Consider the following 21,568-nt stretch of genomic DNA (forward strand, 5'->3'; position numbering starts at 1 on the left):
GCTCATTGGGGACAGGCTTAAATGAGTGCCCTCTCATTGGGTACTCATTTAAGTCTGTCCCCAATGAGTGGGTTAAAGGTTGCGGGTTCTTTACGGGAATGTAGTGTGGGCTGCGGAAACGTGGTTCTTTCCGTAAAATAGAGCAATTCGTGTAAGCGCAGGGAAGGGATATTCATGGCAGACATGATCGAGATCAAGCATCTCAACAAGTACTTTGGCGACCTGCATGTGCTCAAAGATATCAACCTCACCGTCAAGCGCGGCGAGAAGCTCGTAATGATCGGGCCTTCCGGCTCGGGCAAGTCCACGCTCATCCGTTGCGTCGATTATCTGGAGGAGCCCACGTCGGGCGAGGTCATCATCGACGGTACGCCGCTCACCAAGAAGAATCATCTGGAGATGGCTCGCAAGTACAGCTCCATGGTGTTTCAGCAGTTCAACCTATATCCCAACATGACGGTGCTGGGCAACCTGACGCTCGCGCCCATCAAGCTGCAAAAGAAGAGTAAGGAGGAGGCGACCGAGATCGCCATCGCCGCGCTCAAGCGCGTCGGCATGGCGCATAAGGCCGGCGAGTATCCGCAGAACCTCTCGGGCGGTCAGCAGCAGCGCATCGCCATTGCCCGTGCCCTGTGCACCAAGCAGCCCATCATCCTGTTTGACGAGCCGACCTCGGCGCTCGACCCCGAGATGGTCCAGGAAGTCCTGGACGTTATGATTGAGCTCGCGCAGGAGGATATCACCATGATCTGCGTGACGCACGAGATGGGCTTTGCGCGCCAGGTGGCCGACCGCGTCATCTTTATGGAGGACGGCCGCATCCTAGAGGAGGGCACACCCGAGCACTTCTTCGATAACCCCGAGAACCCGCGCTGCCGCGAGTTTTTGTCCAAGATTCTGCACTAGGCGCGGTGATGGACATGACGGATATGACGAGGGCGGCCGTGTCGCGCCGCCACTTTTTGCAGCTGGCGGGCGCCGGTATGCTCGCGCTGACGGGGACCGCGCTTACCGGTTGCGACAACTCCACCGGCGGCGAGGGCTCCGACAAGGGGTCTAAGCTTGCGGCCATCAAGTCGCGTGGCCATCTGAATGCCGGCGTTAAGAAGGACGTTCCTGGCTACGGCTATTACGACACCGCCAAGGGCCGCTTTGAGGGCATGGAGGTCGATTTGTGCTACCAGATCGCCGCTGCCGTCTTTGGCGTGAGCTACAAGGAGGCCCGTGCCCAGGAGCTTGTCGAGTTTACCGACGTAACGCCCAAGACGCGCGGCCCACTGATCGATAACGGCCAGCTCGACGTGGTCGCGGCGACCTACACCATCACCGACGAGCGCAAGAAGAGCTGGGATTTCTCGACGCCGTACCGCACCGACTACGTGGGACTCATGGTCAAGAAGCGTTCGGGCTTTACCTCGATTGAGGACCTGGACGGCAAGGTCATTGGCGTGAGCCAGGGTGCCACCACGCAGGGCCTGATCGAGCAGATGATCAAGGACAACGGCTTTAGCTGCGAGCCCGAGTTTAGGGCCTTTAGCGGCTACCCCATCATTAAGAGTTCGCTCGATGCCGGCAATATCGACGTCTTTGCCATGGACCGCTCCACGCTGGCCGGTTACATGAACGAGACCGTCGAGCTGCTGCAACCCGAGGTCAAGTTTGGCGAGCAGGGCTACGGCGTGGCGACCAAGAAGGGCTGCGATCTTTCGGCCGTGGTCGATCAGGTGATATGCGATCGCCTGGCCGACGGCTGGCTCGACCAAGAGGTCAAGACCTGGGGTCTTGTATAGGCGCATCGTCCAAGGAAGGAATCAAATGCTCGAAGGATTGTTTGACGCCGACCGCTGGTCGACGACATTCCAAAACATGGGGCCCTTCTGGGAGGGCTTTGGCGTGACGATGCAGGTGGTCGTTGCCGGCCTGCTGCTGTCGCTGGTGTTGGGCACGCTGCTGGGCGTGTTCTCTACCACTCGTTCTCGCGTTCTGCGCGCCATAAGCCGCGTGTACGTGGAGTTTTACCAGAACACCCCGCTGCCCGTGCAGGTGCTCTTTATGTACATGGCCGGTCCGCAGTTTTTGCAGGCCATAACCGGTGCCGACCAGCCGGTGCGTATCGCGCCGTTTGTGCTGGGCTTCTTGGGCGTGGGCCTGTATCACGCTGCCTACATTTCGGAGGTCATCCGTACCGGTATCGAGGCCGTTCCGCGTGGCCAGATGGAGGCGGCCCAGAGCCAGGGCTTCACCCGTGCGCAGGCATACTGCTACATCGTGCTGCCCCAGACGTTCAAGATCATTCTGCCGCCTCTGTGTAACCAGGCACTCAACCTGGTCAAAAACACGTCGGTGCTGGCGCTTGTGGCCGGCGGCGACCTTATGTACCGTTCCGATAACTTTGTGAGTTTGTACGGTTACCTGCAGGGATACATCGTCTGCTGCCTTATGTATTTCATCATCTGCTTTCCGCTCGCCATGCTGGTGCAATGGCTCGAGCGCCGCTCCAAGGAGCGCCCGCGCGGCATGAGCCTGGCCGAGCTGGGGCTCGACAACGTAGAGGAGGCCTAGCGCATGGAAATCTTCAACGCGACCAACCTGCTCTACATTTGGGGCGGCTTTGTTAAGACGATCGAGATCTCGGCGCTGTCGATCTTTTTCTCGCTCATCTTTGGCACGGTGCTGGCGCTCGTTAAAAGCTACGCGCCCCGTCCATTCCGTATTTTGGTGAGCGCCTATATCGAGCTGTTCCGTTGCACGCCAAACTTGCTGTGGATCCTGTTTATCTACTTTACGGTGCAGGGTTTGGACATTGTGATTTCGACCATCGCCTTTACGCTGTTTACCAGCGCTGTTATGGCCGAGATTGTGCGTGGCGGCCTCAACTCGATTCCGCGCGGCCAGTTTGAGGCGGCGCAGAGCCAGGGCTTCGGCTTCTTTGCCACCATGCGCTATATCATTCTGCCGCAGACGTTTAAGACGATCATTCCGGCGCTGTTTAGCCAGTGCACGACCGTCATCAAGGACAGCTCGTATCTTTCGGGCATTAACGTGGCCGAGCTCATGTACACGGCAAACGTCGTGATGGCCCACGCGATCGACCTGTCGCAGGTGCTTATGCTCTACGGCCTGGTGTTTGCGATGTACTTTGTGCTCAACTTTGGTATCTCGCTGCTGGTGAGGGCATATCAGCGTCGCATTGTGGCCGCATAGTCCTGCTTCCCCAAGCACGGCATCTTGCCCCTCAATCGTCGCTTGCGTACATTTAGTACGCGGCGCTCCTCTTTCGGGGCAATCTGCCGCACTTGGGAAACCAGGACGAAGGTGGGGGCAAAATGAATGTGACAAAGGGACTGTCCCTTTGTCACATAGAGAAAGGAATCGCGATGAGCGATCTGGAGAACAAGAAGAATCCTGTGGTCATTACCATCGCGCGCGACTTTGGCGCCGAGGGCCACGAGATTGGCCGCATGCTTGCCAACGAGTTGGGAATTCCGCTGTACGACAACGAGCTGCTGGTGCGTGCGTCGATGCGCGCGGGTGAGTCGCTCGATAAGATGGCCGCCTATGACGAGCGTCTGGCCGTGGAAAACATGGCGTTTCTGCCCGACCGCTACGATGCGCGTTCGTACTCGGACAAGTTGTTCCAAAAGATGAGCCAGGTGATTTTGGACCTGGGCGAGACCGAGAGTTGCATTATCGAGGGTCGCCTGTCCGATTACCTGCTGCGTAACAACCCTAATCACATTGCCGTGTTGGTGACCGCACCCTTTGAGGACCGCGTCGAGATCGTGCGCAAGAAGCGTGGGCTCAACAAAAAGAAGGGCGCCAAGCTGGTCAAGCAGCAGCAGAAGGCACGCGAGGCGTTCTATAAGCGCTACAGCGCCGGAAAGTGGAAGATGACGAGCGGCAAGGATATCGTCGTCAACCGCGCCAAGCTGGGTCGCGAGGGCTGCAAAGACGTCATAGCCGCTGCCTACCGCTACAAGGTGGCTCAGCTCGAAGGCTAGCCGACCAAAAGCCATCACAAAGGGGACAGGCACCTTTATGGTGATCGGGCGGCCGACATAGAAAAAGTCCCCGCCGGGCGTGTGCCCGACGGGGACTTTGCCGTTTGGTGGCCAGCGCTGTAGGTGATTACTCACCCAGCAGGCTCTTGGTGATGGAAGCGGCGGCCTTCTTGCCGGCGCCCATCGCCAGAATGACCGTAGCGGCACCGGTAACGATGTCGCCGCCGGCCCAGATGCGGGGATCGGTGGTCTGGCCGGTCTCCTCGTCGGCGACGATGTAGCCCCACTTGTTGAGCTCCATCTTGCCGCCGATCTTGGCAGCGAAGGGGTTGGCGTTGGTGCCGATAGCCGAGATCGCGACGTCGCAGGGAATCTCCTCGATGGCGCCCTCGATGGGCACCGGGCGACGACGGCCGGACTCGTCAGGCTCGCCGAGCTCCATCTTCTGGACCTTGACGGCGCACACGGAGCCGTCCTCGCCAGCGACAAACTCGAGCGGGGAGACGAGCGGCAGAACCTCGACGCCTTCGGCCTTGGCATGGTGCAGCTCGGCGCGGCGGCAGGGCATCTCGTCCTCGGTACGACGGTAGGCGATGATGGCGTGCTCGGCGCCCAGGCGCTTGGCGGTACGGACAGCGTCCATAGCCACGTTGCCGCCGCCAAAGACGACGACGTTCTTGCCGTGCTTGGTGGGGGTGTCGTACTCGGGGAACTTGTTGGCCTTCATCAGGTTCACGCGGGTGAGGTACTCGTTAGCGAAGAAGACGTTGGGTAGGTTCTCGCCGGGGACGTTGAGGAACTTGGGCAGGCCAGCGCCGGTCGCCACGTAGATGGCGTCGAAGCCCTGCTCGAACAGCTCATCGGCCGTGGCCATGTTGCCCACGACGGAGTTGTACTCAAACTTGACGCCCATGTCCTCCAGACCGTCAATCTCGCGCTTGACGACTGCCTTGGGCAGACGGAACTCGGGGATGCCATAGACCAGCACGCCGCCGCCGGTAAAGAAGGCCTCAAAGACGGTGACGTCAAAGCCGTTACGGGCGAGCTCGCCGGCGCAGGTGATGCCGGACGGGCCGGAGCCGACGACGGCGACCTTCTTGCCGTTCTTGGGAGCCATCTTGGGCGTGGAAGCGAGCTCGGGGCGGTCACCCAGGAAGCGCTCGAGCTGGCCGATGGCCACGGGCTCGGACTTCTTACCACGGATGCACTTGCCCTCACACTGGTTCTCCTGCGGGCAGACGCGGCCGCAGATGGCGGGAAGCATGGAGTCCTCGCGGATGGTATCGAGGGCGCCGCCAAAGTCCTTCTCGCGGATTTGCTCGATAAAGCGGGGAATGTTGATGTTGACGGGGCAGCCCTCGACGCAGAACGGCTTCTTGCAGTTGAGGCAGCGCTCGGCCTCGGCCAGCGCCATCTCCTCGGTGAAGCCCTTGTCGACGGGACGGAAGTCGCAGGCGCGCTCGGCGGCCGGCTCCTCGTTATCGGGGGTGCGGGGCGACTTCATATCGGCAACGAAACGACCGTTAACTAGTGGCATGCGCAGCTCTTTTCCTCATAGGCCTTGAGGGACTCGCCCTCTTCGGAACGGTAAGCGGCCTGGCGGGCACGAAGGTCATCCCAGTCGACCAGGGTGGCATCGAAGTCGGGGCCGTCGACGCAAGCGAACTTGGTCACGCCACCCACCTCGACGCGGCAGCAGCCGCACATACCGGTGCCGTCAACCATGATGGGGTTGAGCGACGCGGTGATGGGGGTGTCGTACTTCTGGGCGGTGAGGGTCGAGAACTTCATCATCGGAACGGGGCCGACGCAGAAGACCTGGCTCACGGCCTTGTCCTGCAGCAGGCGCTCCAGCGGAGCGGTGACAACGCCCTGCTCGCCGTAGGAACCGTCGTCGGTGGTGATGTGGATGTGGTCCTCGTCGAGGAGCTCGCGGAACTGGTCCTCCATGAGCAGGAGGTCCTTGGTGCGAGCGCCCATGATGGCGTGCACCTCGTGGCCGGTCTCGACCAGGTGCTTGGCGACCGGGAAGGCAATTGCCAGGCCGACGCCGCCGCCAATGACGGCGCAGGGGCCCTCGGCCATCTCGGTGGGAACGCCCAGCGGGCCCACGACGTCGCGCAGCGACTCGCCGGCCTCGTAGGTGGAAAGCATCTCGGTGGTCTTGCCGATCACCATGAAGATGAACTCGACCCAGCCCTCGTCACCGTTCCAGCCGGCCAGAGTAAACGGGACACGCTCGCCCGTCTCGTTGGCGCGGACCATGAGGAACTGTCCAGCGTGCGCATGCTTGGCGATTGCAGGCGCCTCGATGCGGAACTTGAACACCTTCTCCGAGAACTGCGTCTTCTCCAGGATCTTATACATAGAACCCCTCTCTTGTTAGGGCAACCGAACCGTGCCTCCACGGAAATGGACGGCAGCCCGAATAAAACCGTACGCGCACAGGCGTTGTGCAGACATACGGTGCAAATTATACCCTCATGGACATGTTGCTTGCGTGTATCTTTGGCAGGCGGGAAAAGTGATCTAGCACAAAGAGACAGGTTTATTTTGGCGGGTTTTATCAGATAAAACGACAAAAGGGGCCGGCCTTGCACATCGGTGAGGCCGACCCCTTTTAGGGCGTTGGGTATGTATGGCGGCACAGGGTTTATTGCGATGCGGCCGCTGCGGCGTTTTCGCATATAAAACCTGCCATAATAAACATCCCTTTTTGGTAGGTTTTAGTGCTTGCCGTTGGCAGAGGCGGAGCCGTTGACGTGGTCGCGGGCATAGATTACGCCGTGCACAATCGCCAGGCCGGCGGCGTCGGCGGCGCGGGCGCAGGTGTCCTGGAAGTCCTCGGCCTCGCGGGCGCGCAGCTGCTTGAGCACGTAGTCGGCGACAGCCATCTTGCCGGGAGGGTTGCCGATGCCGGTGCGGATGCGGCTAAAGTCGCGGCTGCCCATCTTGTCGATGATGGAACGCAGGCCGTTGTGGCCGGCGTGGCCGCCGCCCACCTTGACGCGCACGTCGCCGGCGGGAATGTCGAGCTCATCGTGGATTACGAGCAGCTCTTCGGCCTTGATTTTGTACTCGCGGCAAAGCTTGGAGATGGGGCCGCCCGAGGTGTTCATGTACGACTGCGGCTTGACCAGCACAATCTGGCGCTTGCCGCCCTCTTCCTCTGGATCGTTGATGTTGATGAGCGCGACCTCGGCGCCGGCCTGGTTTTTCCAGTACGTGACGCCGGCCTGACGCGCCAGCTCGTCGATCGCCTTAAAGCCTGCGTTGTGGCGGGTCTCGGCATACTCATCGCCAGGGTTGCCAAGTCCGGCAACCATGCGAATCTTAAGCGGCTGTGCAGCTGCCATGTGCTTCCTTTCATCGATTTGTCGCCTGCTATGGTGAGCGACCCCGTTGCTGCTGTCAAATGGAGGGTGATTGAGGCTGCATGAGGGCGTTTGGAAAGTCGTCAGAAGCCGGGATGGACAGTTAGTTCAGATTTGTATAAACCAAGAGATCTTTGACTGCCAAAATCGGGGCCACGGAATTGTCACGGCGCTTTGGGGAGCACAATTTGTGCTATTTCAGATCTTTTGAGTCTTCAAATGAGGTGATTGGCGCCGGGATGGCGGCAAACCACCTCGACATTAGCCGTCTGTTTATACAAATCTGAACTAACTGTCCAGCCATGCTCGGTAACACTGGGTAAAAGTCTTTTAGACCGGCGCGAGGCCGATTCCGGCCCGCAGGGTGTTGAGCCAGGCGGCCTGACGCTTGCGATAACCCTTGATGCGGTAGCGGAATCGAACTCCCGCAAGTCGATGCATCGTCTGGGCGAAGGCTTCGAGTGCAACAAGGTCCTTCATTTGGTCGCGATTGATAACCAGGACGTGGATACCCATGGCCTTAAGGCCATTGTTGCGATTGCCATCGTGGATGCGAGCGTTTTGAAGCTCATGTCCAATTCCGTTGTATTCGTTGTCGACTCCGGCGGCTGGACAATATAAGTCGCAGATGGCGTAAGGGATGCCCGAGGACATGTTGATCGCAAGGGTGTCGAAATCGACTCGATAGTTGAGCAGCAGGCCTCCCATGGGCAGGCTGCAACACCCGAATCCGCCAAAGCGCATGGGTGCGCCCAGGACGGCGAACATCAATGATTCCGCTGGGGATGCGGATCCGGCCCGGGCGAGTTTGATAGCTGTGCGAAACGAGGCGTAGGAACTACTTTTGGCAAACCGTGCGACCGCCTCGAGCTCTTCGATGGTTGTGGCGGGCTCGCATTTGTAGTGTGCCTGTTCGTAGCGGGTTTCGGATTGCTTTTCGGGTGTCGGTTGATCACCCTGGCAATCGAGATCGTCCATCGTTTCGAAGCTGTTGGCCTCGGGCCACGTGTCGTCGTAGGCGATGGGGTAAGTTGCTTCGGGCGGAAGTGAGTAGGTTCCGAGCAGTTCCATGAGAAGCATCAAGGTTTTGGCAACCGATTCATTTTTGGAACAAAGCATGGCCGTCATGGCGGGAGACGTTGCGTAGATGTCGGCTTCGATGTGCATGATCGCGCCCTGGGGGAGAGGGGCGGTGATGGTGTGCTGGAGGAGCCGTCCGTCGGGCCGTCTGTTGCTGCCGCTCGCAACAAAGAGGTCTAGACGCTCGGAGTCGTCTTCGCTCCAGGCGTCAAGTATTGCAAGGGCCGCAAAGTCTATGGCGTCCTTGTTGGGAACGCAACCTACGAGGGCTTGTGTCTGTTGCTCGTCATCGATGGCGTCCCAGGGAAGGGCGGAGTACGCCCGTCGAGCGCGGCGAATTGCGCGAAGGGCGGAGAGGTGTGAAATTACGGTTGTCATAGCTATAAGGTACTAAGCCGTTGGCGAAATGATATGGCCGTGCCGTTGTTTTCGCTCAAAGGGGCGTCGCGCGCCGCGGGCGGTAACGACATCATACGGAATGCCTTGGAAAAGTGGAGAATGGAGTGATGGGTTGGCCTTGGAGGCATCTACTGAGATGGGTGCTGGACAGTTAGTTCAGATTTGTACAAGGCGACCGGGGTGTATTGCCGTTGTTGAGGGACTCGGTGGGCAAAATGGGGCCAATGGCATGGTGAAGAGATCCATAGGTGGAGGAATCGAGCGGAATTATGCCGGCAAGAGAGTTTTCGACGCATTAAATGGCCCAAACGAATGCCACATTAATACAAATCTGAACTAACTGTCCAAGGCGGGTTGTCGAGGGGCAGAAAAAAGGGTCGGAAGCGAGCCTCCGACCCTTTAAAAACACCAAAGATGATGCGCTGCGCGCTGGATTACAGCGCGAAGTCGCCGCCGACGAGCGTGGAGACGGGCTCCTCGTGGTAAACGGCAGAGATGGCCTCGGCGAACTCCTCGGCGACCGAGATAGTCTTGATCTTGCCGCCAACCTCGACGGGGATGGCATCGGTGACGAGGCACTCGACGATGGGGGCGTCGTTCAGGCGCTCGATGGCCGGGCCCGAGAAGATGCCGTGGGTGGCGCACACGTAGATGTCGCCGGCACCCATGGCCTTGAGCTCCTTGACGTTGGCGCACAGGGTGCCAGCGGTGTCGATCATGTCGTCATTGATGATGCAGGTCTTGCCCTTGATGTCACCGATGATGCCCATGACCTCGGCGGCGTTGTGGCGCGGACGGCCCTTGTGGGCGATGGCGAGGCTGCAGCCGAGCATGTCGGAGAGCTTCTTGGCAGCTTTGGCGCGACCCACGTCGGGGGAGACGACGACCAGGTTGTCGGTGTCGAAGTGCATGTCGTTGTAGTACTGGCCAAACAGCGGCAGTGCAGATAGGTGGTTAACCGGGATATCGAAGAAACCCTGAATCTGGCCCTGATGCAGGTCGAGGGTGATGATGCGGTTGACGCCAGCGCGCTCGAGCAGGTTGGCGACGAGGCGGGCGGTGATGGGCTCGCGCGGGCCGGCCTTGCGGTCCTGGCGGGCATAGCCGTAGTGGGTGATGACGGCGGTGATGGAGCGGGCGGATGCGCGCTTGGCAGCGTCGGTGGCGATGAGAAGCTCCATGAGCATGTCGTTGACGTTGCCGCCGGCCACGGACTGAATCAGGAAGACGTCGGCGCCGCGGACGGTCTCGTCGTAGCGGGCGTAAATCTCACCGTTGGCGAACTGCTTTAGCGTAAGGCCCGAAAGCTCGACCCCAAGGTACTCAGCGATCTTCTGAGCGAGGGGACGGTTGGAGGAACCGGAATACACGCGGATGGACTTGCGCATATTCTCCGACTTCTCGGGATCATTAATCGGCATTACCCTTCTCCTTTATATATCGAATGCCATATAGATGCCTTGTTGCATTGTAACCGCGCGGCGGGGTTTATCGGGTCTTGATAACGTCTTTACCGTCAACGGACACGAACCGACCACTCATCCGGTCGCGCAGGTCAGCATAGAAAAAGGAGCCATCCCCATGGGAACAGCTCCTTAGATGTTTGGTAAAACGTTATACCTCGTCGTCCTCGTGCAGACGGCGGCGATAATCGGCGGCCCAGCCCTCAATATTTAGCTGACGGGCGCGGCCCAGGCCGAGTGCGTCAGCCGGGACCGGCTCGGTGATGACGGAGCCGGCGGCCACGAGCGCGCCGTCGCCGATCTGGGCGGGCGCGACCATCATGGTATCGGAACCGATGAAGGCATCCTTGCCGATGACGGTCTTGTGCTTGTGCACGCCGTCGTAGTTGCAGGTGATGGAGCCCGCGCCCACGTTGACGCCGGAACCCATGGTGGTGTCGCCGATGTAGGACAGGTGCGGCACCTTGGAGCCCTCGCCGATCGTGGACTTCTTGATTTCCACGTGTGTGCCGGCCTTGGAGCCATCGAGCATGTGGGTGCCCGGGCGCAGGTAGGCGCGCGGGCCGCAGTCGACACCGTTCTCGATGACAGCCTCGATGGCGATGGTCTCATCGATGGTGCAGCCGCTGCCAACGGTGGTGTCGGTGAGGCGGCTGTTGGGGCCGAGCTGGCACTCTTCGCCCACGGTGACGTGGCCGATCAGGTGCGTCTGCGGCCACACGACGGTGTCGCGGCCGATGACGGCGTCGGGGCCGATCCAGGCCTGCGTGGGGTCGATGAAGGTAACGCCCTCGGCCATCCAGTGCTCGTTGATGCGGTCGCGCGCGATAGCGGTGAGTTGCGCGAGCTGGATGCGGCTGTTGACGCCCAGGCCGTCGCGGTAGTCGTCGCAGTGGAAGATGGAGACTGCCTGGCCGTGGCCCTTGAGAATCTCGAGCATGTCGGGCAGGTAGTACTCGGACTGCGCGTTGTCGTTGCCGATCTCGCTGATGTGGGCTGCGAGCTGCGCGCCGTCGAAGGCGTAGCAGCCGGCGTTGCACTCGAGCAGCGTGGCGGCCTGCTCGGGCGTGCAGTCCTTCTGCTCGATGATGCGCTCGATCTGGCCGTCGGCGCCCAGCTTGATGCGGCCGTAGCCAAAGGGATCGGGCGGGGTCATGGTCATGACGGTGCAGGCGAGCTCGCCGCCGGCGACGGTCTGCGCGAACTTGGCGACGGTGTCGGCGGTGATGAGCGGCAGGTCGCCGTTGAGCACGACGACGGGGCCTTGCATGATGCCGCATGCCTCGAGCGCGACCTTTACGGCGTGGCCGGTGCCCAGGCGCTCGGTCTGTTCGACGCACTCGACCTTGGTGGCGCTGTTGGCGTAGGCGCCGTCGATAAGGGCGCGCATCTCGTCGGCGTGGCTGCCGATGACGACCACGACGCGGCTGCAGCCGGCCTTGATGGTGGCGTCGACGATCCACTGGACCATGGGCTTGCCCAGGATCTTGTGCGAAACCTTGCAGTGGTTCGACTTCATGCGGGTGCCCTCGCCGGCGGCGAGGATAATTGCGGTTGCGTCCATGTGATCTCCTGTTACGTTATAGAGACGTGTGTTTGGAAACGATACACGGCGCAATATGATACCGCAGGCATATGATGAGCGCGTAACGATTGGCGCATGGCGGCTGATGTCGGTGCCGCCGGCGTGACGTTTGCGCTGGTTGTGCATGGCGGCGGCACTGCGGCGTTGGCGTTTGAGCGAGGGGATGGGGGTGTCCGTGGATATCATGCGAGAGGAATCGGGCAACGAGCCCGTCGCGGCATTCTCGATGTCGCATCCGGCGGTGCCGGCGCTCTACATGGTGCTGACGCTGGGGCTCACCATGTTCTCGATGCAACCGGTGCTGCTTGCGCTGTCGCTTGCGGGCGGGCTGGCGTATGGGTTTGCGACGCGCGGCGTCGCACGCACGTTGGGGGCGCTTCGCTGGCAGCTGCCGGTGATTTTGATTATCGCGGTGCTCAACCCGTTATTTAGCGCTTCGGGCTCGACGGAACTGTTCCGTATTGGCATGCGTGCGGTGTATCTGGAGAGCATGGTATACGGCCTGTGCATGGGCGGGCTGTTTGTGGCGAGCGTGCTGTGGTTTGAGGCCGCGGCGTCGATGCTTAGCTACGACAGGGTGCTTGCGCTTTTGGGTAACACCGCGCCGGTGATCGCGCTCATGATCTCGATGTGTATGCGGCTTATCCCGCAGTTTTTGCGTCGCGGTCGCACGGTGCTGGCGGTGCAGGATGCGATTGAAGTGCCGGGCCGCGCGCCGGCCGACCCCGTGCGTTCGCGCCTACGGGCATCGAGCGTGTTGATGGGCTGGGGCATGGAAGATTCGCTGGAGCGTGCGGACGCCATGCGCTCCCGTGGGTGGGGCGCCGCGGCGCGTCGCACGACGTACGCGCGGTATCGGCTGGCGCGCGGCGACGTTGCCGCGCTGGTTGGGCTTGCGCTGTTTGGCGTGGCCACGGCGGCAGTGGCGTGGACCGCGACGATGCAGTATTCGTTTTACCCGCAGCTTTCGGTGCCAGCGCCGTGGCCTGGCTATGTTGTATACGCGACCTGGATGGCGCTGCCCTGCGTGCTGCATGCGATTGACGAGAAGAGGTTTGGCTGATGGCTCGGTTGGACGGGAGCATCATGGCGGACGCGGTGTGCGGCTCGGATATGCCGGCGATTGAAGTGCGGGGCCTGCGCTTTGCCTACCCCGGGGCCGAAGTGCCGGTGTTCGAGGGGCTCGATTGGCGTGTTCCCCAAGGGACGTTTGCGTTGCTTGTCGGTGGTACCGGGTCGGGCAAGTCGACATTACTCTCGTTGCTCAAGCCCGAGATTTCGCCGGCGGGCGAATGCTCCGGCGAGCTGCGCATGCTGGGCGAAAGCGTTGCCGACATGGACGTTCGCGCGTCCGCGGAGCGCGTGGGCTATGTGTTTCAGGACCCCGAGAACCAGATTGTGTGCGAAACCGTGTGGCACGAGATGGCGTTTGGCCTGGAAAACTTAGGCATGTCGCGCGACGAGATGCGCCGTCGCGTGGCTGAGACCAGTTATTTCTTTGGGGTGGAGGATTGGCTCCACCGCGATACCGATGCGCTTTCGGGCGGACGCAAGCAGCTGCTGTCGCTTGCAGCCGTGCTGGCGTTGCGCCCTCGCGTGCTGCTGCTCGACGAGCCCACGTCCCAATTGGATCCCGTTGCCGAGAAAAATTTTCTGCATGCGCTGTTTCGCGTGAATCGCGAGCTGGGCTGCACGGTTGTTGTGGCAACGCACCAGCCGCGCCCGATGCTCGAATACGCGACGTGCGCGTATCGGATTGAGGGCGGGCGCGTATGCGAGGTCGCTGACATCGCCTCCTTGGGGCATCGCGAAGAGCTGTTTTCTGGCGAGGTGCCAGGGTGGGGTGGCTCGCGGCGTGCAAAAAACGGAGTTTTCAGCAGCGCCAGTGGCCGGCCGGGCTATTTGGACCCGCGCGTGGGCGCTCCGGGCGCAAAAAAAAGACCGAAATCGGACAAAACGGCTGAATTTGAGGCGCAAATCCTGTCGCAAGACGACTCGGGGGCGCCATCGTGCGCCGGTGGATGCCGAATACTCCCAAAAATGCACGCTGGGTCGGCTACCACCCTGGCAGGGGGCTGGTTTCGCTACGATCGAGCGTCCGGCTGGGTGCTGCGCGGGCTCGATGCGTCGTTTTCGGCAGGCGCGGTGCATGCTGTTGTGGGCGGTAACGGCTGCGGTAAGTCGACAATGCTTTCGGTGCTGGCCAAGACGGTTAAGTTGCAGCGTGGGCATATGGAGCGTGGGGCGGCCTCGGCGGCATTGCTGCCTCAGAATCCCAAGGCGCTGCTGGTTGCCGAGACGGTGCGCGAGGAGCTGATGGAATGGGCTTCGACCTGCGGATATGACGAGGCTATGGCGCGAGAGCGCGCGACGAGTCTGGGATTGTCCGGCTTGGATGGGCGCCATCCGTACGATCTTTCGGGCGGGCAGCGCCAGCTGCTTGCGTTGGCAAAGCTGCTGTTGATCGGCCCCGAGCTGCTATTGCTCGATGAGCCCACCAAGGGTCTGGACCTGGCCAGCCGTCGCATCATCGCCCGCGCCCTGCGCGACCATGCGGAGGCCGGCGGTACCGTCATCATGGCAACGCACGATCTGGGTTTTGCCGAGCAGGTTGCCGATGACATTGCCATGATGTTCGACGGTGAGATTGCCTGCATGGAGCCGCCCGCCGACTTTTTTGCCGACAATGTGTTTTATAGGGCGTGATGGGATGGCGGATTATCGCGTCTTGCGCCTACTCGCAAAACTGGAGATCCCACTGCTGCTGGCGGTGCCAGCGGTAATGGCCGCGGCGTTGCTGGCAGGCGTTGAGCAGGCGGCGCTTGCCATGCTTGTCGTGGTGGCGCTGGTGCTCGCGCTGTTCTTTGCGGGCTACGAGGCGTCGCGACCGGGCCTGCGCCAGATTATGCCCACGCTGGTTCTGGCGGCGTTGGCCGCGGCGGGGCGTATCTTGTTTGGCCCCATTCCCGACTTTAAACCCGTGAGCGCCATCGCCATTATCGCCGGGGCGACGCTCGGTCGTCGTAACGGCTTTATGGTCGGTGCGCTGGCGGCGCTGACCAGCAATTTCTTTTTTGGACAGGGCATGTGGACGCCGTGGCAGATGTATGCTTGGGGGCTCGTGGGATACGTTGGCGGTGCGCTGGCGTATACGGGTGCGTTCGACCGCGCCGACGGCACCGTGCGCATGCCAGCGCTGATGGCGTACGGCTTTGCGTCGGGCCTGCTCTATGGCGCCGTGATTAACGCCTACGACATCATCGGTTTTGTGCAACCGCTCACGTGGGCGGGCGCCGTGGCGCGTCTTGCCACGGCGGTACCGTTCGATATCACACACGGCCTTGCGACCTGCGTGTTCTTGGCCGCTCTCTACAAACCTTGGTGTCGTCGCATTAACCGTGTCGTCGTGAAATACGGGCTGTAGTGGCGGTTGCGCCGGGGCGAGAATCAATACTGTTGAAGTGCCATTTTAAAACTATGCCGGTTTACGGGGCTAGATTGGCACAGGCAGACCATACCGGCTTTTTTCGAAAATAGACGATCCGTCTACCTGCGGTTTTATTTTGCTTGAATTGCGTTTGGTTGGGGATTTGCGATTTAGCCCCGTAAACCGGCATAGTTTTAAAATGGCCGGCTGATATGACGCGCGTCGTGGCCCTCAGAGAGCCAAATCGATCCGTTTTCTTCCGCCCCCAGACGTCCCCAGGGAATCAGTTGACGGCGCTTGCCACGAAACTAGCCCATCTACTACGTTTAGCTTGATACCCTCGACCATGACCGCGTTTTATGAAAACCGCAGGCTTTCTACCTGCGGTTTTCTTTTTGCGTTGTTCGCCGTGGTTGATGGTAGTGGCTTAAACGTAGTAGATGGGCAGTTTCGTGGCGGGTGTGCCGCGTGGATTCCCTCGCGAGGTGAAAATGATCCGTTTTGCTTCGTCCCCGAGGGGTCGGCTGGGGCTAGAGCTCTAGGGTGAGAGTGACGGGGCAGTGGTCGCTGCCAAAGATGTCGCCGCGGATGCCGGTGTCGCGCACGTTGCCGGCGATGGTGTCGCTCACCAGGAAGTAGTCGATGCGCCAGCCCGCGTTGTTCTTGCGGGCATTAAAGCGGTAGCTCCACCAGCTGTAGACGCCCTCGACGTCGGGATTTGCCGCGCGCCAGGTATCGGTAAACCCGGCATCGAGCAGCTCGGTAAACTTACCGCGCTCCTCGTCCGAAAAGCCTGCGTTGCCGCGGTTGGACTTGGGGTTCTTAAGGTCGATCTCCTCGTGCGCCACGTTAAAGTCGCCGCAGGTCACCACGGGCTTGCCGGTCTCGCGCTCAAGCGCGCTCAAAAAGCCGCGATAGGCATCGTCCCAGGCCATGCGCACATCGATGCGCGCGAGCTCATTTTGGGCGTTGGGCGTATAGACGTCCACAAACCAAAACTTGTCGAACTCGAGCGCGCAGACGCGGCCCTCGGTCGCGGCCTGCGCCACGAGCTCGGCTGCCGCGCCCTCGCCGGCGTAAGGCAGCAGCGCATCGGCGCGCAGCACGCGCAGCGGTTCCTGGCGGCTAAAGACCGCAGTGCCCGAATAGCCTTTACGCTCGGCGTAGCTCCAGGTTTGGTGATAACCGGGCAGGTCGATATCGGCCTGGCCCTCCTGCAGCTTGGTCTCTTGCAGCGCCAGGATATCGACATTGAGCTCCTGTGCGATCTGGATAAAGCTCGGGTCCTTTTTGAGCACGGCGCGCAGACCGTTGACGTTCCACGAGGCGAAAGTGTAAGTCTGAGGCATGGTGTCCTTTCGACGGGGTTTGCAGGCTTAAGATTAGCGCAAAAGGGGCGGTGGTGGGCTCCGCGCGTGCTGACTCAAAGGCCGCATGCTGGGATGTCGCCCGACGCTGCCCGACCAACAAGGACGGAGGACTCATATGACGCAGGCGATATCGGATCCCAAGCGGGCCTCCGCCGCACTGGCGGAGCTGTTTGGTACCCACAAGCGTGTGGTCTTCTTTGGCGGCGCCGGTGTTTCCACGGCGAGTGGCATCCCCGATTTCCGCAGCGTGGACGGCCTATATCACCAACAGTTTGCCTACCCTCCCGAGACCATGCTCTCGCATAGCTTTTACGAGGCGCATCCGGCCGAGTTCTTCGACTTCTACCGCACCAAGATGATCTCACTTGGCGCCAAGCCCAACCGCTGCCACACCAAACTGGCCGAGCTGGAGCGTGCCGGCAAACTAAATGCCGTGGTGACGCAAAACATCGACGGCCTGCATCAGATGGCGGGCTCGCAGCGCGTGTTCGAGCTGCACGGATCGGTCCATCGCAACATTTGCCAGTCGTGCGGCGCGGTCTATAGCGCCGAGTGGATTTGCGCCCGCGGGCACGAGGACGCCGCGGGTGTGCCCGTGTGCCCCGCGTGCGGCGGGCGCATTAAGCCCGATGTGGTGCTCTACGAGGAGCCGCTCGACGAGCATGTGCTGACCGACGCCGTTGCCGCCATTGCCGCGGCCGATGCCCTCATTGTGGGCGGGACCTCGCTCGTGGTGTATCCGGCGGCGGGTCTTACGCGATACTTTACCGGCGATACGCTGGCCATATGCAATCGTGCTCCCACCGATCAGGATGCAAATGCCGACCTGCTGATTTCTTGCGACATCGCTGCCGCGTTTGCGTTCTAGCCCGCGCGCGCGGATACAATAGAAAGACTGATTGCAAAGCGACCCCGCCGCCTGCGCCCGAGCGTGGCGGCGCGGGCATTTTAGGAGGATGTTCATGGCGAACGACAGCAAGACATGGCGGTGCGGAAAGTACGAGCTCAGCTTTGACCGTCCGCGCATCATGGGCGTCCTCAACGTGACGCCCGATTCGTTTAGCGACGGCGGGGAGCATTTCGACCCGGATGCCGCCATCGAGTACGGCCTGGCGATGCTCGACGCCGGTGCCGACATCATCGACGTGGGCGGCGAGTCCACGCGCCCCGGTTTTACCCCGGTCAACCCCGACGAGGAGGCTCGCCGCGTGCTGCCCGTTGTGCGTGCGTTGGCCAAAGAGGGCGCCATCGTCTCGATCGACACACGTCACGTGGCGGTTGCCAAGGCGGCCGTGCGCTGCGGCGCCTCGATCGTCAACGACGTGACGGGATTCACCGACCCCAAGATGGTCGAGTTTGTCGCGACGAGCACCTGCGGCGTCATCGTGATGCACGCCGGCGAGGTCGCCGCGCCCGCTCGCACGCATGCAACGGTGCAGCTCGATACCTCTGCCGCGGCGTTTGTTGCCGAGAAGGCGCGCGAGGCGGCTGCCGAGGCCGCGCGCGAGGCCGAGAAGCCCGCCCGCCGTCGTCGTGGCAAGCTGCTGGGCGAGCCCAAGACGGAGGCCAAACTGCCGGGTGGCGTGGTGCAGCCCTCGCTGCCGTTTGGCGATCCGGAGCCAGCGCCCGAGCCAACGGGCGAGCAGAAGCAGGAGACGCCGGCCGCCGAGCAGGCTGCCCCTGCCGCCGAGGCCGCCGCGACCCCTGAGCCCGCGCCGGAGCCCAGCGATCACTTGGCCGCCATGATGCGCCGCAGCGCCCGCCGCGAGGAGGCTTATGTGCCCACCTCGCAGCTTCGCCGCTTTACCCTGCCCGATTCGGCGCCCATCATGCGCCGCGTCATGGGCTTTCTGTCCGATCAGGCCCGCGCGCTCATCCACGCCGGCGTGTCACGCGACCGTATCTGCATCGATCCGGGTCCGGGTTTTGGCAAGACGGCCAACGAAGACATCGTCATCCAGCGCGAGACCGCCAAGATGGCGTCGCTGGGCTATCCGCTCATGTGCGCCGTGTCGCGCAAGCGCTTTGTGGGCGCCGTCTCGGGCGTGACCGAGGCCGCCGAGCGCGATGCCGCCACATTTGGCGTGTGCCTGGGCGCTATCCAGGCCGGTGCCAACATCGTGCGCGTGCACGATGTCACCGGCTTTGCGCAGTTCCTGAACGGCTACTGGGCTGTTGCCAAGCCGCAGCCGCGTCGCGCGTTTGTGGCCGTGGGCTCCAACCTGGGGCATCGTTGCGACAACATCCGCGCCGCGCGCGACATGATCGCCGAGATTCCGCTCACCTGTGTGTCCAACTGCTCGCGCATCTACGAGAGCGAGCCGGCCTACGAGACGCGCCAGGACGCGTTTGCCAACGCTGTCATCGAGATCAAGACCGAGCTGGCGCCGCTGGTGCTGCTCGACGAGCTTATGAAGATCGAGGCCGAGCTGGGGCGCGACCGATCCAAGAGGGCCAAGGTCAACGGCCCGCGCACCATCGACCTGGACCTGCTGTGGATGGATGGCGAGATCCACGGCGGCAAAAAGCTGCGCCTGCCGCATCCGCTCATTGGCGAACGCGACTTTGTGCTGGTGCCGCTCGAGGACCTGATGCACGACCCGGCGCGGTTCTTCCGCTACAACGGCGTCGAGGTCAAGGAGCCCGAGGATCGCGTGGGCCATATCGTGGGCGAATTGGGGCGTATGTAGATGATTGAGATGAACGCTGTAACCGTCGGTGCCGAGCTTGACGCCGCGCGCGACGCGGGTCGCGAGGGTGTGCCCGCGGGTTGGTGCGCCTGGAGTGCCGGCGACACATCGTTGGCATTTTCGCTGGTCGTGCGCCCGGATGTGAATATGCACGCCTTCCATGGCCTGCCGTTTGTGGCGGCGATGGGCATGATGGACGCGCTTGCGGGAACGGCATCGACGCCGGGGCTGGGCCTTGCCGGCAAGGTGGGCATTCAGTGGCCGAGCGATATCGTGTACGGCGCGCCCGCGTTTGAGACGTCGTTTGCACGCGTCGCCGTCAACGGTGGCGCCGGTGCCGCGGGCATGTTCGGTGCCGTGACGGTGGATATTGAGCGCGCGGCGCTGGGCGAACTTGGCGTGGATGTGACCGATGAAGCGCTGGTCGAAGCGCTGACTACCGCCGTGCTGGCTCGCGTGGACGCCTGGGCGGTTGTCGCCAACACGCCGCAGGGCGCCGCCGGCCCGCTGGCTCCCGTGCTGGGCGAGTACTTCGACATGGTGCCGCTGCTGGGCCGCCAGGTTGCGGCGGTGTCGCCCAACGGCTTGCCGCTTGCGGTCGGTGTGTTTGCGGGCCTGGACATCTGGGGTCGCGCGACCATCAAGACCGATGCCGGCGAGCAGGAGTTTCCGCCCGAGGCCGTACGGATTCGCGGGCTGTAACGCGAGATGCCCGCGCTCAAAGACAACGATGACAACAAGACCCTCCCCGGCAGAGTGAACTGCCTCTGCCGGGGAGGGTCTTTGCACGACTACAGGGTGGCATCGCGGCCCTATTCCTCAAAACTGAAAAATTTTCGTTTTTGAGGAATAGCGATAAAAGACTGCGAGGAGGCCCCGATGAAACTCATCAATAGAGCGTCATATATGGACACGTTGACGAGTCTTATTGGCGTGCCGGATATCAAGGTCATCACGGGCATCCGCCGCAGCGGTAAATCAAAATTGCTCGAGGCCCTCCGCGATTACGTGGAGGCAAATCTGCCTAATTCGAATGTCATCCATATCAACTACAACCTCGATGAGTTCGAGAACCTGCTCGAGTATCACGCGTTGCTCGCTTATGTAAAAGATCATCGGGTGCCCGGCAAACAAAACTTTCTGCTTATCGATGAGGTTCAGATGTGCGACGGTTTTGAGCGTGCGATCAACAGCCTTCACGCATCCGAGCAGTATGACATCTTCATTACCGGATCGAGCGCCTTTTTGCTGTCGAGCGATCTGTCGACGCTCTTTACGGGGCGCACGTTCGAGATCGAGGTTTTCCCATTCTCGTTTGAGGAGTATCGTCTCTATGGCGACGAGGACGAGGTCGACCGTGACTTCGATGAGTACGCGAGAACCGGCGGCATGTCCGGCTCTTACCCTTATCCACTGCAGGAGCAGCGCTATCAATATCTCTCCAACGTCTTTAAGACGCTCATTGTGAGAGATATCGTGCAGCGGCATAACGTGAGAAACGAATCGGCGCTGCTGCGCATTGCCGATTACATGATGGACAACGTTTCCAACATTACGTCGGCACGCAACATTACCGATGCATTAAATGCGGATGGACTAAAGATTACGAACAAGACGGTCGGTGCGTACATGGGGTACCTGTGCGATGCGTTTGCCTTCTATAAAGTTCGTCGATATGACATTCGCGGCAAGAAATACCTTAAGAGAGGCGAGAAGTATTACCTGGCGGACCACGCGTTCAAATACGCGCTGCTCGGTACACGTGATATGGATTGGGGGCGCGTATACGAGAACATAGTGGCCATCGAGCTGCTGCGCCGCGGATATGAGGTATACGTCGGCGTACTCTATAAAAAGGAAATTGGCTTTGTAGCAATCAAGCGAAGCGAGAAGCTCTACATTCAGGTGAGCGACGACATCAGCTCGGATAAGACATTTGAACGCGAGATTTCACCACTGCTGAGCATTGGCGACGCGTACCCCAAGATGATTCTCGCCCGCACGCATCACGAGGCCACGGACCGCGACGGAGTGCAGATCGTGGACCTGGCGAGGTGGCTGTGCGGCGAGGCGTAGCGTGCATCGAGCCTGTTCCTCAAAACTGAAAATTTTTCGTTTTTGAGGAATAGAAAGGCTTTGAGCCTCTTAGAAAACCATTGGGCTGCCTTTCCGGTGCGAG

The 21,568-nt window shown here is 61.2% G+C and carries 19 protein-coding genes; 12 read left to right on the forward strand and 7 right to left on the reverse strand.

Going from position 1 to position 21,568, the window contains the following annotated elements:
* Positions 1-174 precede the first annotated feature (174 nt).
* From ACTQWD_RS00365 to ACTQWD_RS00385, 5 genes are all read left to right on the forward strand, one after another.
* On the forward strand, positions 175-906 hold the full coding sequence (locus ACTQWD_RS00365) for an amino acid ABC transporter ATP-binding protein (protein ID WP_055251548.1): 732 nt from the start codon (positions 175-177) through the stop codon (positions 904-906).
* 8 nt (positions 907-914) lie between these two features.
* Positions 915-1,790 carry a transporter substrate-binding domain-containing protein gene (locus ACTQWD_RS00370; protein ID WP_427795601.1) on the forward strand — a complete coding sequence of 292 codons (876 nt, stop codon included), beginning with the start codon at positions 915-917 and terminating at the stop codon, positions 1,788-1,790.
* 25 nt (positions 1,791-1,815) lie between these two features.
* Positions 1,816-2,562 carry an amino acid ABC transporter permease gene (locus ACTQWD_RS00375; protein WP_441033137.1) on the forward strand — a complete coding sequence of 249 codons (747 nt, stop codon included), beginning with the start codon at positions 1,816-1,818 and terminating at the stop codon, positions 2,560-2,562.
* Between the two features lie 3 nt (positions 2,563-2,565).
* Positions 2,566-3,204, forward strand: a complete 639-nt coding sequence (locus ACTQWD_RS00380) for an amino acid ABC transporter permease (RefSeq protein WP_055285379.1) — start codon at positions 2,566-2,568, stop codon at positions 3,202-3,204.
* A gap of 173 nt (positions 3,205-3,377) precedes the next feature.
* Positions 3,378-4,001, forward strand: coding sequence for an AAA family ATPase (locus ACTQWD_RS00385; protein WP_427717988.1), 624 nt, complete (start codon positions 3,378-3,380; stop codon positions 3,999-4,001).
* Positions 4,002-4,128: 127 nt separating this feature from the next.
* Here ACTQWD_RS00385 and gltA read toward each other — a convergent pair whose 3' ends face one another.
* The 6 genes from gltA to glmU all read right to left on the reverse strand — a co-directional run bounded on the left by gltA (position 4,129) and on the right by glmU (position 11,881).
* On the reverse strand, positions 4,129-5,538 hold the full coding sequence (gene gltA / locus ACTQWD_RS00390) for an NADPH-dependent glutamate synthase (RefSeq protein ID WP_427728860.1): 1,410 nt from the start codon (positions 5,536-5,538) through the stop codon (positions 4,129-4,131).
* Positions 5,529-6,368 carry a sulfide/dihydroorotate dehydrogenase-like FAD/NAD-binding protein gene (locus tag ACTQWD_RS00395; RefSeq protein ID WP_006235793.1) on the reverse strand — a complete coding sequence of 280 codons (840 nt, stop codon included), beginning with the start codon at positions 6,366-6,368 and terminating at the stop codon, positions 5,529-5,531. Before ACTQWD_RS00395 ends, gltA begins: the two co-directional genes overlap by 10 nt.
* A gap of 359 nt (positions 6,369-6,727) precedes the next feature.
* A complete protein-coding gene (gene pth, locus ACTQWD_RS00400; protein ID WP_427717993.1) occupies positions 6,728-7,357 on the reverse strand; it encodes an aminoacyl-tRNA hydrolase in 630 nt (209 codons plus the stop codon).
* A 348-nt stretch (positions 7,358-7,705) separates the two neighbouring features.
* A complete protein-coding gene (locus ACTQWD_RS00405; RefSeq protein WP_441554195.1) occupies positions 7,706-8,833 on the reverse strand; it encodes a hypothetical protein in 1,128 nt (375 codons plus the stop codon).
* A 455-nt stretch (positions 8,834-9,288) separates the two neighbouring features.
* The gene (locus tag ACTQWD_RS00410; protein ID WP_154516678.1) at positions 9,289-10,275 is read right to left on the reverse strand and encodes a ribose-phosphate diphosphokinase; all 987 of its coding nucleotides are present in this window, start codon (positions 10,273-10,275) and stop codon (positions 9,289-9,291) included.
* 193 nt (positions 10,276-10,468) lie between these two features.
* Positions 10,469-11,881 (reverse strand): bifunctional UDP-N-acetylglucosamine diphosphorylase/glucosamine-1-phosphate N-acetyltransferase GlmU, encoded by a 1,413-nt coding sequence (gene glmU, locus ACTQWD_RS00415; RefSeq protein ID WP_441559001.1) that lies wholly within the window; start codon positions 11,879-11,881, stop codon positions 10,469-10,471.
* 205 nt (positions 11,882-12,086) lie between these two features.
* On the opposite strand from glmU, the gene ACTQWD_RS00420 reads away from it, so the two are divergent.
* Genes ACTQWD_RS00420 through ACTQWD_RS00430 form a run of 3 tightly spaced genes read left to right on the forward strand, consistent with a single transcriptional unit; the run spans position 12,087 to position 15,326 of the window.
* Positions 12,087-12,965 (forward strand): energy-coupling factor transporter transmembrane component T family protein, encoded by an 879-nt coding sequence (locus ACTQWD_RS00420; protein WP_441055430.1) that lies wholly within the window; start codon positions 12,087-12,089, stop codon positions 12,963-12,965.
* The gene (locus ACTQWD_RS00425; protein WP_441559002.1) at positions 12,965-14,608 is read left to right on the forward strand and encodes an ABC transporter ATP-binding protein; all 1,644 of its coding nucleotides are present in this window, start codon (positions 12,965-12,967) and stop codon (positions 14,606-14,608) included. The genes ACTQWD_RS00420 and ACTQWD_RS00425 overlap by 1 nt, the downstream gene beginning before the upstream one ends.
* Before the next feature lie 4 nt (positions 14,609-14,612).
* Entirely contained in the window at positions 14,613-15,326 is a 714-nt protein-coding gene (locus tag ACTQWD_RS00430) for a DUF6580 family putative transport protein (RefSeq protein ID WP_441055412.1), read from the forward strand.
* Between the two features lie 533 nt (positions 15,327-15,859).
* On the opposite strand, the gene ACTQWD_RS00435 is transcribed toward ACTQWD_RS00430, so the two are convergent.
* Positions 15,860-16,678, reverse strand: a complete 819-nt coding sequence (locus tag ACTQWD_RS00435; RefSeq protein ID WP_441055410.1) for an exodeoxyribonuclease III — start codon at positions 16,676-16,678, stop codon at positions 15,860-15,862.
* Positions 16,679-16,814: 136 nt separating this feature from the next.
* On the opposite strand from ACTQWD_RS00435, the gene ACTQWD_RS00440 reads away from it, so the two are divergent.
* From ACTQWD_RS00440 to ACTQWD_RS00455, 4 genes are all read left to right on the forward strand, one after another.
* Entirely contained in the window at positions 16,815-17,567 is a 753-nt protein-coding gene (locus tag ACTQWD_RS00440; RefSeq protein WP_441055408.1) for an NAD-dependent protein deacylase, read from the forward strand.
* Between the two features lie 94 nt (positions 17,568-17,661).
* Positions 17,662-19,389: a dihydropteroate synthase gene (folP, locus tag ACTQWD_RS00445; protein WP_441055406.1), complete on the forward strand. Its 1,728-nt coding sequence runs from the start codon at positions 17,662-17,664 to the stop codon at positions 19,387-19,389.
* On the forward strand, positions 19,390-20,091 hold the full coding sequence (locus ACTQWD_RS00450; RefSeq protein WP_441055405.1) for a hypothetical protein: 702 nt from the start codon (positions 19,390-19,392) through the stop codon (positions 20,089-20,091).
* A 204-nt stretch (positions 20,092-20,295) separates the two neighbouring features.
* A complete protein-coding gene (locus ACTQWD_RS00455; RefSeq protein ID WP_441559003.1) occupies positions 20,296-21,465 on the forward strand; it encodes an ATP-binding protein in 1,170 nt (389 codons plus the stop codon).
* The last annotated feature ends 103 nt before the right edge of the window (positions 21,466-21,568 follow it).

Origin of the sequence: Collinsella sp. LCP19S3_B6, assembly GCF_052121815.1 — a bacterium.
Classification (GTDB): domain Bacteria; phylum Actinomycetota; class Coriobacteriia; order Coriobacteriales; family Coriobacteriaceae; genus Collinsella.

Bases quoted from the DNA above. Each gene is read 5' to 3' on its own strand.
- gltA (WP_427728860.1), bottom strand. From the start codon at position 5,538: ATGCCACTAGTTAACGGTCGTTTCGTTGCCGATATGAAGTCGCCCCGC.
- ACTQWD_RS00455 (WP_441559003.1), top strand. From the start codon at position 20,296: ATGGACACGTTGACGAGTCTTATTGGCGTGCCGGATATCAAGGTCATC.
- ACTQWD_RS00380 (WP_055285379.1), top strand. From the start codon at position 2,566: ATGGAAATCTTCAACGCGACCAACCTGCTCTACATTTGGGGCGGCTTT.
- ACTQWD_RS00370 (WP_427795601.1), top strand. From the start codon at position 915: ATGGACATGACGGATATGACGAGGGCGGCCGTGTCGCGCCGCCACTTT.
- ACTQWD_RS00450 (WP_441055405.1), top strand. From the start codon at position 19,390: ATGATTGAGATGAACGCTGTAACCGTCGGTGCCGAGCTTGACGCCGCG.
- pth (WP_427717993.1), bottom strand. From the start codon at position 7,357: ATGGCAGCTGCACAGCCGCTTAAGATTCGCATGGTTGCCGGACTTGGC.
- ACTQWD_RS00395 (WP_006235793.1), bottom strand. From the start codon at position 6,368: ATGTATAAGATCCTGGAGAAGACGCAGTTCTCGGAGAAGGTGTTCAAG.
- ACTQWD_RS00410 (WP_154516678.1), bottom strand. From the start codon at position 10,275: ATGCCGATTAATGATCCCGAGAAGTCGGAGAATATGCGCAAGTCCATC.
- ACTQWD_RS00430 (WP_441055412.1), top strand. From the start codon at position 14,613: ATGGCGGATTATCGCGTCTTGCGCCTACTCGCAAAACTGGAGATCCCA.
- ACTQWD_RS00375 (WP_441033137.1), top strand. From the start codon at position 1,816: ATGCTCGAAGGATTGTTTGACGCCGACCGCTGGTCGACGACATTCCAA.
- glmU (WP_441559001.1), bottom strand. From the start codon at position 11,881: ATGGACGCAACCGCAATTATCCTCGCCGCCGGCGAGGGCACCCGCATG.
- ACTQWD_RS00420 (WP_441055430.1), top strand. From the start codon at position 12,087: ATGCGAGAGGAATCGGGCAACGAGCCCGTCGCGGCATTCTCGATGTCG.
- ACTQWD_RS00385 (WP_427717988.1), top strand. From the start codon at position 3,378: ATGAGCGATCTGGAGAACAAGAAGAATCCTGTGGTCATTACCATCGCG.
- ACTQWD_RS00435 (WP_441055410.1), bottom strand. From the start codon at position 16,678: ATGCCTCAGACTTACACTTTCGCCTCGTGGAACGTCAACGGTCTGCGC.
- ACTQWD_RS00365 (WP_055251548.1), top strand. From the start codon at position 175: ATGGCAGACATGATCGAGATCAAGCATCTCAACAAGTACTTTGGCGAC.
- ACTQWD_RS00425 (WP_441559002.1), top strand. From the start codon at position 12,965: ATGGCTCGGTTGGACGGGAGCATCATGGCGGACGCGGTGTGCGGCTCG.
- ACTQWD_RS00440 (WP_441055408.1), top strand. From the start codon at position 16,815: ATGACGCAGGCGATATCGGATCCCAAGCGGGCCTCCGCCGCACTGGCG.
- folP (WP_441055406.1), top strand. From the start codon at position 17,662: ATGGCGAACGACAGCAAGACATGGCGGTGCGGAAAGTACGAGCTCAGC.
- ACTQWD_RS00405 (WP_441554195.1), bottom strand. From the start codon at position 8,833: ATGACAACCGTAATTTCACACCTCTCCGCCCTTCGCGCAATTCGCCGC.